Raw genomic sequence first — 12,854 nt, forward strand, 5'->3', positions numbered from 1 at the left:
CCGGTGAACAGGCGCCGATCCTCCGGCCCGGCGCCTGTTCACCGGCGACGCACTGACGCACCTGCTTGCCCGAGCCGGATTTACGGAGGTGGCGCTGACGCACAAGGCGGGTCGCCGCGCCGCTCGCCTCGCGATGAAAGCCGACCCCTTCCCCGCCTCGATGCTCGAAGCGGCCCGGGAAACGCTCGTCATTCGCCCCGCTTTGCTCGTCGCGGTCGCACGAGCCCATTGACGCGAGAAACGGGGCGGACCGCGCGCTATCAAATTGATCTAGATCAATTCCGCAGAAGAATCTGATTCAGGAAACACTGGAAATATCCGAAATCAATTATGGAAAGTTGAATCGCGTGTTGAAAAATGCGCGAACTCGACATCGCGGAAACCATAACATCATGCCGCGCGCCGCCCCTTGCGTCGTCGAGATGGGAATCGTCCCATGAAACTCGGTGCAAAACTCGTCCTTCCGTTGACCCTGCTTTTTATCATCTCATTGGCGGGGATCATCACGTGGCAACGCACGATCCTGGTTCCCGTCTTCGATCGCCTCGAACACGCCGCGGCGGGAGAGGACATGCAGCGATGCGTGGACGCCATCGAGCGCGAGGTCGCGCACATCGCGCTCCTGGCCGGCGACTGGGCGGCTTGGGACGACACCTACGCGTTCATCCGCGACAACAACGCGGATTACCGCGAAAGCAATTTGACCGAGGAGACGTTCACGAACGCCCGCATCGACGTCCTTCTTTTCATTGACCAAAACGGTGTCTTGAAAGATCGCTTCACGCAACATGACGGCAATGAAGTTTTTTTGCGGGCGGTCGCGACGCCGTTTTTCCCGCCCGACCACCCGTTCATGAAAACCCCGTCGCTCACCAAACCGGCCACCGGAATTCTGGTGACGCGTCATGGGCCGCTGATCTGGGGCTCGCGCGATATCGTCACGTCCAAATCCGAAGGCCCGTCGCGGGGCCGCCTGCTCATGGGCCGGTTCTTGGACGAGAAAGAGGTCAAGCGCCTTCAAGAACAGACGCGCGTCGACTTCGTCGTCACGCAGACGACCGCCGCCGACTACGCAAGTGCCGTCGCCTCCGAAGGTTTTGAACCGCCCGAGGTCGCCTCATTCCCCATGAAGGCCGAGGAAAGCCGCCACGTCGTGACCCATTTCATGAGGGATCTCGACGGCGTCCGCGGCCTCGAATTGCGCGCCTTTGTTCCGTACGAAATCACGACGCCGGGATTCGCCGCCGTGAACACCTCGCTGCTTTTCACCGCCGGCATCAGCGCGCTCGCCCTGATCACGGTCCTGGCGGTTCTGTTTGTCCTCGTTATACGCCCCATCGCGCGACTGACCCGCGAGGTCACGCGCATCGGCCGGGAGTCGGATTTTTCCGCCAAGGTGCCCGCCGACCGCAAGGACGAACTTGGCCGCCTGGGTTCCGAGTTCAACGGCATGTTGAAACAACTCGCCGAATCCCGCGCGCAGCTCGCCGAGGCCTCGCGCCGCGTCGGCATGTCCGACATTGCCGCGAGCGTGATGCACAACATCGGAAACGCGCTGAACGGCCTGACGGTCAGTTATTCGAGTGTCACGGACAGGATACGCGACTCACGCATCGACAAGCTTGAGGGCGTGGCGAAGCTCATCGCCGATCACGAAGCCGACCTCGCGGACTTCCTTTCGCGCGACGAGCGCGGACGCCAGGTACCCGCTTATCTATCTCGCCTGACCGCGCACCTGCGCGACGAGAATCGCGCGACGCTCGCGGAACTCGAAACGAGCGGCAAGAACCTGACGCACATCCGCGAGCTTCTCATCGCGCAAAGCGCCCTGGCCACGGGCGAAAAATCGACGCAGGAAATCACGCCGCGCGAACTGGTGGATGTCGCGCTCGCGATTGTCGCCGCCTCTTTCGTGCGACACGGCATCGAGCTGGAATGCGTGTTTGAAACCAACGATCCCGTGCGCGTCGATCGCCTGAAGTTTTCGCAGTTGTTGATCAATCTGCTCGTCAACGCGAAGGACGCGGTCGTGGACCATCGCACGGACGGGCGCAAGGTGACGATCCGCGTCGAGGGCGGGGAATCCGCGAGGCTGCGCATTTCCGTCATCGATAACGGCAAGGGCATCGAGAAAGACCTGCTCACGCGCATCTTCGCCTCCGGTTTCACGACGAAGGAAGGCGGCAAGGGCATCGGCCTGCACTACTCCGCGCTCGCGGCGATTGAACTTGGCGGCGAGTTGCGCGCGGCAAGCGACGGCCCCGGAATGGGCGCGTCCTTCGTGATCGACATTCCCGTCGGCGCGCAAAGCGCCGGAAAGGCGGCGTGAGATGAACGCGACCTCTACGGCCGAGTGGCCGGACGCGGACCGCCGGGCACCCATGCCGATCGACGATGAAGCCGCCGCGTATCGACCGGTCCCCGCGTTGGCGGGCGAATCGTTCAACACGCGCGTGCTTGTCATCGACGACATGGAGTCGATCCACGACGATTTCCGCAAGATTTTCGCACCGTCTCAACCGGCGAACGAGGATCTGGACGCGCTCGAGGCGCAGCTTTTCGGTGCGCCGGCATCGCCGGTGGATACGCGCCCCGCGTTTGAGATCGACTTCGCGTTTCAGGGACAGGACGGATACGCATTGGCCCTGGCCGCGCACCGGGCGGGTCGTCCATACGCCGTCGCGTTCGTGGATATGCGGATGCCCCCGGGCTGGAACGGCGTCCAGACGATTCGCGAACTCTGGAAGATCGATCCGGACCTTCAGGTCGTCGTTTGCACGGCTTACTCCGATTACACATGGGCCGACATCGTCCGCGAATTGGGCCGCAACGACCGGCTACTGCTTCTGAAAAAGCCCTTTGACAACGTGGAAGCCGTTCAGATCGCGGCGGCGTTCACCGAAAAGTGGAACGTGACGCGCCACGCGCGGCACACGCTGGCCGAAACGCAAGCACTCACGAACCGCTTGCGGCAAACCAACGAGAGCCTCCAACGCGAAATCTCCGTGCGGACCGAGGCGGAAGAAAAAATCCGTCAATACGCCTACCACGACACCCTCACCGGCCTGCCGAACCGTGCGTATCTTCTGGATCGCCTCGCGTCGTGCATCGAGCGCCAAAAGCGGCTCGACGAATATTTCTTCGCCGTCCTGTTCCTGGACCTCGACAACTTCAAGGTCGTCAACGACAGCCTCGGCCACGCGGCGGGCGACGAACTGCTCATTGCGGTGGCCCGGCGGCTGAAGGAAGGCATTCGCTCCATCGACGCGGTCGGCCGCTTCGAGGAAGACGCCGCGGCGCGCATCGGCGGCGACGAATTCGTCATCGCGCTCGAGGGAATCCGCCGGCCGACGGATTCCGCCATCGTCGCCGAACGCCTGCTCAACTTCTTGCTGGAGCCGTTCAACATCGCGGGACAGGAGATCAACGTTACCGCCAGCATCGGCATCGCCGTCGGCGGCAGGAGCTACGAGAGCGCCAACGACCTGCTGCGCGACGCGGACACGGCGATGTATCGCGCCAAGGGCGCCGGCAAAAGCGGCTACGCCGTCTTTTCCCCGGAGATGCACATCGCCGCCCGCGCTCGGCTGGAGATGGAAAACGATATGCGGCGCGCGGTGGAGCACGGCCAGCTCGTGCTGCACTATCAGCCGATCGTTTCGCTCACCGATGGCTCCATCAGTGCGTTCGAAGCGCTGTTGCGCTGGCAGCATCCCGAAAAAGGCCTGCTGTCGCCGGCGATGTTTATCCCGATCGCGGAGGAAAGCGGACAGATCCTGGCGCTCGGCAACTGGGTGATGCACGACGCCGCGGGACGCCTGTCGGAGTGGACGCGCCGTTTCCCCGCCGCCGGGAACGTCAAATTGAACATCAACGTCTCGGCCCGCCAGCTACGAAACGGCGACGTGCCCGAACGCCTGCGCGGCATGTTCGAGACGTCCGGGCTCGCGCCGGAGCGCGTCAACGTCGAGATCACCGAATCGTTCGTCATCGACGACCTCGACGCCGCCGTTCGCGAGCTGACGCGCGTGCGCGAATTGGGCGTCGGCCTGCATATCGACGATTTCGGCACCGGCTACTCGTCGCTCAGCTCGCTGCACCGCCTGCCGTTCACGACCGTGAAGGTCGATCGCGAGTTCGTGCGTTCGCTGGATGAAAGCGAACACAACCGCGCCTTCGTTCACGCGATTGTGACGCTTGCGCACGCCATCGGTATGAAGGTGACCGTTGAGGGCATCGAGACCGCCGAACAGCTCGCGCGTGTTACCGCGGTGGGGTGCGATTTCGCCCAAGGCTATTATTTCGGCCGGCCGCAACCCGCCGGCGAGATCGAGGCGATGTTCGCTAACCGGGCTAGTATCGCGCTTCCGGCGTCGTGATTTCGAATCAGATTTTCACCGCGTCCCTCAGAATTTCAGCGCCAACGCCGGCCGTTCGTGCGCTCACCCGTCGCCGTCAAAATCGAAAACCCAAGTGATCCCGGGCCAATCCGTCACCGCCGCGACGACGGCACGGGTGTTGCTTCGTTTCCCGGCAGGACTTTGATTCGGCAGCTCTTTGAGGGATAGGGAATTGGAAAAACTCGCAGGGTCGCGATCGGCCATGTCGCGACCCCCCTTTTGAACAACGGGGATCCGTTCCCCTTTTCAGATACCTGCCCACGCGGCCGATAGACGTGGGACGCGGCCGACAGACCGCAAATTTCAAGGCGCCGTGCGAAAACTCTTCGCGCGGCGCTTTCATTTGCGCCCTGCCCCAGCCCCTGCCCCAGCCCGCACCCAACCAACGAACCGCAATCCCGCTCGCCTTCGTGTCCTTTGTGCCTTCGTGTTGCGTTGCGAATTTGCGATTCCGCGATTCCAAATCCGAAATGCGAAATCCAAAATCAACTTGACTTCGCTCCTCGCACCCGTTACACACGCACAATATATGGTAGAGCCTCGTTCGAGACTTACTACGGATAGTCCGCGAGACGAGCGCGCCCGCTGGGCCGCCATCGCCGCCGCCGTCGTCATCCTGCTTCTGGTTCTGGCCGCCTGGTCCGGCGCCGCGCTGGCGGCCCCCGTCGGCGGCCTGTCCTATAACCTCACGAGCCCGCCCGCCTTCTCCATTGGCACCGGTGTCGGATTCGCACTGCGCGATGTCGTCGTCGAGAACGACGAAAATCTCGTGGACGAGGCGCAAAGCTCGCGCTTTCAGGTGAAAATCGACGTCGCGCCGGTGAATTACATCGACGTGTACGCGCTCATCGGCGCCGCGGACCTGCAACTCGACGACGGCGATTTCCGCGGCACGCTCGCCACGCTCTACGGCGGCGGACTGCGTTTCAACATTTTCCCCCTTTGGTTTTACGACACGAATCTGCGCATCTCGCTCGATGGCCAATACCTCGGGTACACCACCTCCGACGAGGTCGGCGGAACGGACATCGAGGCGCGTTATCAGGAGACGCAAGCCGCTCTCATCGTCGCTTACATCTGGCAGGGCGTCGTGCCATACGGCGGCCTGAAGTACGACCCGGTCGCCATCGGGGTCACCGGCCGCGACAACGACCTCGCGGGCGACCAGCAATTCGGCGTGCTGATCGGCGCGGACTACTTCATTACCCCGCACGTTTTTTTCAACGGCGAGCTGTCCATCTTCACCGAGACGAGCATCTTCCTGTCTGTCGGCTACAAATTTCCCGCCGAGATGTAGCGCGCGATTCATCGCCTTCCGCTTTCCGAAAATTTGGCTATGCTCCCGCAGACAAAACGCTTCTCAATCGACACGCTTACGGGCGTCACGCATACAGGGGGCTCCTCATGAAATTTTTCCTCGACACCGCGAATCTCGACGAGCTGCGCCAGGGCGTGGCGATGGGCATCATCGACGGCATCACGACCAACCCGTCGCTCGTCGCCAAGACCGGCCAGACGTTTCATTCGATCGCGACGCAGGTCGCCAAGCTGATCGACGGGCCGGTCAACCTGGAGGTGATCTCCGACGACCACGAAGGCATGCTTCGCGAAGCGCGCGAACTCGTGAAATACGGCAAGAACGTCGTGGTGAAAATCCCGATGACGCCGGAAGGCATGATCGCGGTAAAGGAGCTGAAGAAAAAAGGCGTGCGCACGAACGTCACGCTGATCTTCTCGCCGGCGCAGGCGCTCATCGCGGCGAAAGCGGGCGCGAGCTACGTATCGCCGTTCCTGGGACGCCTGGACGACATCGGTCAGGACGGCATGGATATCATCCACCAGATCCGCCAGGTCTTCGACAACTACGACATCGACACGGAGATCCTCGCGGCGTCGATCCGCCACCCGATCCACGTGCTCGACTGTGCGCTCGCCGGCGCGGACATCTGTACGATGCCGTTCTCCACGTTGCAGCGCCTGTTCCACCATCCGCTGACCGACAAGGGCATCGAGATCTTCAAGGCCGACTACGCGAAGATCCCCGCCGCGGTGACATCGGACGCCGCCGCGAAGGACGCCGCGAAGGCCGCCAAGGCGAAAAAGACGGCGGCGAAAAAAGGCGGCAAGAAGTAGCGCGGAAAGCGGAATTGCGTTCGTCATTCTGAGGCAAGCGTAGCGACATTTGTCGCCCTTAGACGAGCAGCGACGTTCGTCATCCTGAGGCGAGCGTAGCGACGTTTGTCATCCTGAGGCGAGCGCAGCGACGTTCGTCATCCTGAGGCGAGCGCAGCGACGTTCGTCATCCTGAGGCGAGCGTAGCGACGTTCGTCATCCTGAGGCGAGCGTAGCGACGTTCGTCATCCTGAGGCGAGCGTAGCGAGCCGAAGGATCTGGTCTCGCCCCGGCAGCAGCGTGGCCGTCAGCCAAGGCCAGCCAGATCCTTCGCTTCGCTCAGGATGACGGCGTCGGGAGGCGCGTCATCGGCACCCGGATGACGGCGTCGGGGGCGCGGTATCCGCACTCGCTACCCGCGGACACGGCACACACCCACTCGTCACTCGACACTCGTCACTCGCCACTAATTCAGATACCCCAGCGCCTTAAGCCGCTCGCGCGTCGCGGGATCGAAGTCCTGCGTCGGGGCATCGGGCGTTTGCTCCGCGGACGTGTAGCCCGCGGCGATCGCGGATTCGAGCGCCGGCGCCGCGCCCGGCACGTAGATATTTTCCGTCTCGCGCGGATCGTTCGCGAGGTCATACAGCTCGAAATCGTGATGGATATCGAACCCGCCTTTTTCGATCTTCGCGGGCGAATGCAGCTTCATCTCCGGCAGGCGCGCCATGAAACGAACGGGCCCGAAGACTCGGCTTTCGGCGAGCACCGGCTCGTGCGTGATGAGGTCGTTGAACACCGACGGCGAGCCGCCCGGTCCCGTGCAGGCGATGTCCTTCGCCCCCTCGGTGGTCGCGGCGGCGAGCAGAAGCGGCAGCACCGCGCTTTGCGGGATCTGCGCGTCGTCGATACGCGCGCCGGCGCACGCGCCGTTGGGCGCCTTGACGATGAACGGTACGTGCGACAGCTCCTCGTACATCGTCGCCGAATGGCCCATCGAGCCGTGGTCCAGAAATTCCTCGCCGTGATCGGACACCACGACGATCCAGGCGCGATCGTAGATGCCGCGCCGTTTCAGCTCCTCGAAAAACCCGCCGAGCGTGTCGTCGGTATAGGCGATCTCCTCGTCGTACCGCGCGATCGTCGCCGCGAGCCGGTCCTTGGGCCGCTCCATCACCCATCGCGCGAAATCGAAGTAATTGCCCTTCTGTTTTTGATCGAACTCGCGCGAGACGTTGCCGAACTTCGCGTAAAACGGCCTCGGCGGCGCGTACGGAAAGTGCGGATCGAAAACGTGCAGGAACAGGAACGTCGGCGCGCGCATGTTCTTCACGAGCGCCAGCGCGCGGTTGACCGCGTGGCCCGCGTTCCACGCGATGTTCATTTCGTAGCGTTCGAATCCGGCGGTGAATCCGAAGCTCGGCGCCAGCAGCAGCGCGGTGACGACGCCCATCGTCTTGTAGCCGCGCGCCTTCAGGTATTCGCTCGCGAGCGCCGTGCGCGGCGGAACGCGGCTGGCGTGCTCGACGACGCCATGATCCGTCGGCGAAAGCCCCGTCAGCATCGACGTGTGCGAGGGCAGCGTCCACGGCGCCTGCGAGACGAACTGCGTCGCGATCGTACCTTCGGCGGCGAGCTTCGCCAGATGCGGCGTCGTGTCGCGACGGTAGCCGTACACCGACATGTGATCCGCGCGCAGGGTGTCGATGGAAATCAGGATCACCGGCGGCGAACCTGGCACCGGTGTCGCGTCGAGCGGCGCGCCCGCGTACGCGAACGCGACGGCGTTGATCAAAAGCGCGATGCCGCCCGCAAACAGGCGCGCGCGCGATATCGGCGCGAACGGCTCGCGTTTGGCATTCGATGCGCGCCTTACGCCGAATCCCGCCGCGGCGGCCACGATCGTCGCGGACAGGCCCGCCGCGGCGATGAACGCCAGCTTCACGCGCAGCGTCGCCTGCACGAGCGTCATGATGATGAGCGCGAGGATCGCGATCGGCATCGGCAGCACGCGTTTTTGATACGCCGCCGTCTCGGCGAGGATCGACCATTCCCGCCAGTTCCACGCCATGAAGCCGCCGACAAGAAGAACGAGCGCGATCGCAACGGCGAAATGCGTGCGCCGCGCGCCGAGCCGCGTGCCGGACGCGGCGCGCGCGACGAGCGTATAAATCGCGAACACGAGGCCGATCGAAAGCCCGAGGCCGACCGACGGCCCGAGCGCCTGGCGGATCGCGAAGGTGTGCAGCGCCGCGAGATCGCGTTCGAGATACGCGTGCGCGCCAGCCGCGAGCCGCCCGGTGACGTAGCCCAGCGCCGCAAACGGCGCGGACGCCATCATCCACGCCGTCGCGAATCGGAGCCAGCCGGCGCGGGACAAAATGCCCGCTACCTCGTGAGCTTCTTGTAGGTGACGCGGTGGGGCTGCGCGGCCTCGACGCCGAGGCGGCGCTTGCGGTCGATCTCGTAGTCGCGGTAGTTCCCCTCGAACCACTCGACGCGGCTGTCGCCCTCGAACGCGAGGATGTGCGTCGCGACGCGATCGAGAAACCAGCGATCGTGCGTGATGACGAACACGCACCCGGGAAAATCGACGATCGCATCCTCGAGCGCGCGCAGCGTGTCGACGTCCAGGTCGTTGGTCGGCTCGTCGAGCAAAAGCACGTTGCCGCCGGTCTTGAGCATCTTCGCCAGATGCACGCGGTTGCGTTCGCCGCCGGAGAGATTGCCGACGAGCTTTTGCTGATCCGTGCCGCGAAACGCGAACCGCGCGACGTACGCGCGCGAGTTCATGTTGATCTTGCCAAGCTCAAGGAAATCCTCGCCGCCGGAAATCTCCTTCCATACCGTGTTTTCGGGCGTGAGCGCGTCACGCGACTGGTCGACGTACGACAGGCGCACCGTCTCGCCAAGGCGCAACGTGCCGGAATCCGGCTGCTCCTGCCCGGTGATGATGCGAAACAGCGTCGTCTTGCCCGCGCCGTTTCCGCCGATGATGCCGACGATCGCGCCCGCGGGCACCTTGAAGTCGACGTTCTCGAACAGGAGCATGTCGCCGTATGCCTTCGCCAGGCCCTTCGCCTCGACGACAAGTTCGCCAAGGCGCGGCCCGGGCGGCACGACGATTTCCGCCGTGCGGCGACGCGCCTCGGCCTCCTCGGCCATCAACTGTTCGAACGCGGTGTAGCGCGCTTTCGATTTCGCCTGCCGCGCGCGCGGCGCCATGCGGATCCACTCGAGCTCGTGCTCGAGCGTCTTGCGGCGCGAGGTCTCCGCTTTCTCCTCGAGTTCAAGGCGCTTCGATTTCTGTTCGAGCCAGCCGGTATAGTTGCCCTCGTACGGAATGCCCTTGCCGCGATCGAGCTCCAGAATCCAGCCCGCGACGTTGTCGAGGAAGTAGCGATCGTGCGTCACGGCGACGACGGTCCCGGGGTATTCCGCAAGATGCCGTTCGAGCCACCCGACGCTGTCCGCGTCAAGGTGATTGGTCGGCTCGTCCAATAGCAGGATGTCCGGCCGCTCCAGCAGCACGCGGCAAAGCGCGACACGGCGCCGCTCGCCGCCGGAAAGGTTCGTCACGGGCGAGTCGGGCGGCGGGCAACGCAGCGCGTCCATCGCGATTTCCATCGTGCGGTCAAGCTCCCACGCGCCGGCCGCGTCGATGGCGTCCTGCAGGGCAGCTTGCTCGTCGAGCAGCTTTTGCATCCGGTCGTCGTCCATCGGCTCCGCGAATGCGGCGCTGATTTCCTCGAAACGGCGCAGCAGGTCGCGCTGGTGGCTAAGCCCCATCTCCGCGTTCTCGCGCACGGTTTTTTCGGGATCGAGCCGGGGCTCCTGCGGCAAAAAGCCGACGGTCACGCCCGGCGACGGCCCCGCGCTGCCGTCGAAGGCGTGGTCCTCGCCGGCCATGATGCGAAGCAGTGTGGACTTGCCCGCGCCGTTCGGCCCAAGCACGCCGATCTTCGCGCCGGGGAAAAACGCCAGCGTGACGCCGTCGAGGATGGTGCGCCCGCCCGCGGATTTGCGAAGCTGGTGCATCTGATAGACGAACTGGGTACTCATGCGTGTCTCGGAGATAGGGGGTTCGCGCGGCTCGCGCGTTTCCTATCAACACGCGCGGGGCGCGTCAATCATCGGCGCATTTTCATGCGGTACACGGAGAGCACGGAGGAGAAACGGAGATCACGGAGGTTTGGGCAAGGGTGCGATGGTCGGTCGGGTCCATGGTTTCCATCCGGTCCATCATGTCCATGTCGCCCATCCGCTACGGAGCGATCCCGCCGTACACCCCGAGAAAATCCTCGGCAACACCGTCGGCGTGCGTCGCGGTGACGTCGAATTCGAGGCCGACGAATCGCGGCAGCGCGATCGCTTTGAATGCCTGTTCAAACACCGGCGCGAGCATCCCGGCGATCGTCGGCATGAAATCCGCGACTTGCGCGGCCGCCAGTTCGGCGCCCGGCATCGCGGACAGCAACGTCACATCGGCAGACACGCCGGCGGTGTCGAACGCGAGCATGAAGCGCCCGTCGTTTTCGCCGGCGTCCGCGGCAAGCTCGAAGGTGAGATTCGCGGACAGCGCGAATACGTCGTCTCCGCCGTCCGCGCCGGGAAACACGATATCAAAACGCATGTTCGCGACGCCAAGCGACGCGGCAAGCTCCCCGGCCATTTCGCGATAGACGAAAATCGGCGGCAGGCTCGCGGCAAAACGAAGCTCGACGTCCGCGCCGGGATAGAGCGTATACAGGTCGTGGAAGGCCCCGGCGATATCGGCTGTCGTCAATTCGCCGACGACGACATCAAACGCGCCGGCTCGTTCAAGCTCGTACAGCACCTGATTGAATAGATCGTCGTCGACGACAACGCCAAACGCGTACGCCAATCCGTCGGGCGCCGTCGCGCCCATCGCGGGCGCGGCGCCGGCGCGGCGAAAGCTCCCCGGCATCAGCGAGGCGTCGGTCTTCGCGCTCGCGGTCGCATCCACGTCGAACGCGAACGACAAGCCGCCGTCGTCCGACGCCGCGAAGGTGAACGCGCCGCCCATCGACACCGTCTTGCCGTTGGCGGCGCCGGTTGACGCGACTTGCATCTTCGAGAACGCCCCGTCGAGCGCCGGCGCGAGCGCGTCGCCGGCCGCCTGCGCGGTGAGATCGGCGAGCGCCGCCTCGATCGCGTCGAAAAGCGCCGTCTCGAAGGCGGCGCCGACGGCATCGAAGCCCGAAAGCGTCGCGTCGTCGATTTCGATTTCCACATCCGCGAGCGTCACGTCCGCGACGCCGCCGCCACCTGGCGAAAACGCCAGGCGCGCGCGGACGCCGACGCGGCTCGCCGCGAAGGTTCCGCTGCCGCTCCACGGCGATCCGTCCTTCATACCGCCGCCGGAAAGCGGAATCGACACGTCGTCAAACGCCATCGTCACGCGCGCTCCGGTTGCGTTCGGCTCGATCGCCACATTCGCGGCCTGGTGCGTTATCCCCGGCGGATCCTCGACATCGAGCGACGCGGTGAACGCGCCCTGCGAGTCGGTGACAAACGGCGACGGCGCCAGCGCGCCGAGATCGAGCGACGCCATCTCGCTCGTTACGGATTCTGCCACGGCGTCAAGCGCCTCGCCGTTCGCGCGCGCGACAACGCCGGTGGTCACGGTCAGGCCTTCGGGCCGCGTGTCGCCGACGACAAGCGCAAGGTTGTGCGTGTGCGCGGCGACGCCGTATTCGTTGATCGCCTCGACGCGCACGCGGAAAAGGCCCGTCCCTGTCGAAAGGCCGATCGTGAAGTTCGACCAATCCTTGCCGGGCTGCGGGCTGTTGACGGCGTCGATGCCGTTGACGCGCACGCCCTGGCACGGGCGCCGCGCGTCGTTGGTCAGCGTGCAGCGGCCGGCGACCTCGATCGCCGTCGCGTTCGTGTACGGGTTTCCCGCGGGCGACTCGATCGCTACCTCGGCAAGCGGCGATAGCGTTACGGAAAGATCGACCGCCTGCGAATTGATGTCCGCGGGCGCATACGTCGCCGTGAACTGATAGTGGCGCGACGCCTGCGGCGAAAAGCGGATCCACCCGGCGCCAATATCGTACGTCGCGCCATCGGCGTCCGGCGAAAACGTGAGGGTGTAGTCGGTCGTCGTGCCTTCGAGTTCGCCGTGCTCATCGTAGACATCGAGCACCATCTCGAAGCGCTGTCCCGCGGGGAACAGCTCGCCGGCCTCGCGCGGGTCCGGCGAAAGACGCAGGACGACGGCCCGGCCGCCGGTTCCATTTTGCCCATCGTCGTCGCCGCCGCCGGCCGGGTCATCGGACGCACCGGCGCCGTCGCCGTCGGGTTCCGGCGCTTCCGGAT

At 64.6% G+C, this 12,854-nt stretch carries 9 protein-coding genes; 5 read left to right on the forward strand and 4 right to left on the reverse strand.

All coding sequences use genetic code 11. From position 1 onward, the window contains the following. The first annotated feature begins 88 nt into the window (after positions 1-88). The 3 genes from K8I61_19080 to K8I61_19090 all read left to right on the forward strand — a co-directional run bounded on the left by K8I61_19080 (position 89) and on the right by K8I61_19090 (position 4,379). The gene (locus K8I61_19080; GenBank protein ID MBZ0274151.1) at positions 89-232 is read left to right on the forward strand and encodes a hypothetical protein; all 144 of its coding nucleotides are present in this window, start codon (positions 89-91) and stop codon (positions 230-232) included. 204 nt (positions 233-436) lie between these two features. After that, positions 437-2,329 carry a HAMP domain-containing protein gene (locus tag K8I61_19085; GenBank protein ID MBZ0274152.1) on the forward strand — a complete coding sequence of 631 codons (1,893 nt, stop codon included), beginning with the start codon at positions 437-439 and terminating at the stop codon, positions 2,327-2,329. Position 2,330: 1 nt separating this feature from the next. Beyond that, positions 2,331-4,379, forward strand: coding sequence for an EAL domain-containing protein (locus K8I61_19090; GenBank protein ID MBZ0274153.1), 2,049 nt, complete (start codon positions 2,331-2,333; stop codon positions 4,377-4,379). 63 nt (positions 4,380-4,442) lie between these two features. Here the strand turns inward: K8I61_19090 and K8I61_19095 are convergent, their stop codons facing one another. After that, positions 4,443-4,604 carry a hypothetical protein gene (locus tag K8I61_19095; protein ID MBZ0274154.1) on the reverse strand — a complete coding sequence of 54 codons (162 nt, stop codon included), beginning with the start codon at positions 4,602-4,604 and terminating at the stop codon, positions 4,443-4,445. Between the two features lie 325 nt (positions 4,605-4,929). Here K8I61_19095 and K8I61_19100 point away from each other — a divergent pair, with 325 nt between their 5' ends. Continuing rightward, on the forward strand, positions 4,930-5,697 hold the full coding sequence (locus tag K8I61_19100; GenBank protein ID MBZ0274155.1) for a porin family protein: 768 nt from the start codon (positions 4,930-4,932) through the stop codon (positions 5,695-5,697). A 107-nt stretch (positions 5,698-5,804) separates the two neighbouring features. After that, positions 5,805-6,533: a fructose-6-phosphate aldolase gene (fsa, locus tag K8I61_19105; protein MBZ0274156.1), complete on the forward strand. Its 729-nt coding sequence runs from the start codon at positions 5,805-5,807 to the stop codon at positions 6,531-6,533. A gap of 445 nt (positions 6,534-6,978) precedes the next feature. Here the strand turns inward: fsa and K8I61_19110 are convergent, their stop codons facing one another. From K8I61_19110 to K8I61_19120, 3 genes are all read right to left on the reverse strand, one after another. Further along, positions 6,979-8,892, reverse strand: a complete 1,914-nt coding sequence (locus K8I61_19110) for a sulfatase (protein ID MBZ0274157.1) — start codon at positions 8,890-8,892, stop codon at positions 6,979-6,981. Positions 8,893-8,900: 8 nt separating this feature from the next. Further along, positions 8,901-10,574, reverse strand: a complete 1,674-nt coding sequence (ettA, locus tag K8I61_19115; protein ID MBZ0274158.1) for an energy-dependent translational throttle protein EttA — start codon at positions 10,572-10,574, stop codon at positions 8,901-8,903. 202 nt (positions 10,575-10,776) lie between these two features. Further along, positions 10,777-12,854, reverse strand: a 2,078-nt coding sequence (locus K8I61_19120; protein ID MBZ0274159.1) for a hypothetical protein, incomplete at its 5' end; no start/stop codon positions are given.

Source organism: bacterium (assembly GCA_019912885.1).
Lineage (GTDB): Bacteria > Lernaellota > Lernaellaia > JACKCT01 > JACKCT01 > JAIOHV01.

What these genes read in the sequence shown, in the direction of transcription:
- fsa (MBZ0274156.1), top strand. Translation starts at nt 5,805, where the DNA reads ATGAAATTTTTCCTCGACACCGCGAATCTCGACGAGCTGCGCCAGGGC.
- K8I61_19095 (MBZ0274154.1), bottom strand. Translation starts at nt 4,604, where the DNA reads ATGGCCGATCGCGACCCTGCGAGTTTTTCCAATTCCCTATCCCTCAAA.
- ettA (MBZ0274158.1), bottom strand. Translation starts at nt 10,574, where the DNA reads ATGAGTACCCAGTTCGTCTATCAGATGCACCAGCTTCGCAAATCCGCG.
- K8I61_19090 (MBZ0274153.1), top strand. Translation starts at nt 2,331, where the DNA reads ATGAACGCGACCTCTACGGCCGAGTGGCCGGACGCGGACCGCCGGGCA.
- K8I61_19085 (MBZ0274152.1), top strand. Translation starts at nt 437, where the DNA reads ATGAAACTCGGTGCAAAACTCGTCCTTCCGTTGACCCTGCTTTTTATC.
- K8I61_19100 (MBZ0274155.1), top strand. Translation starts at nt 4,930, where the DNA reads ATGGTAGAGCCTCGTTCGAGACTTACTACGGATAGTCCGCGAGACGAG.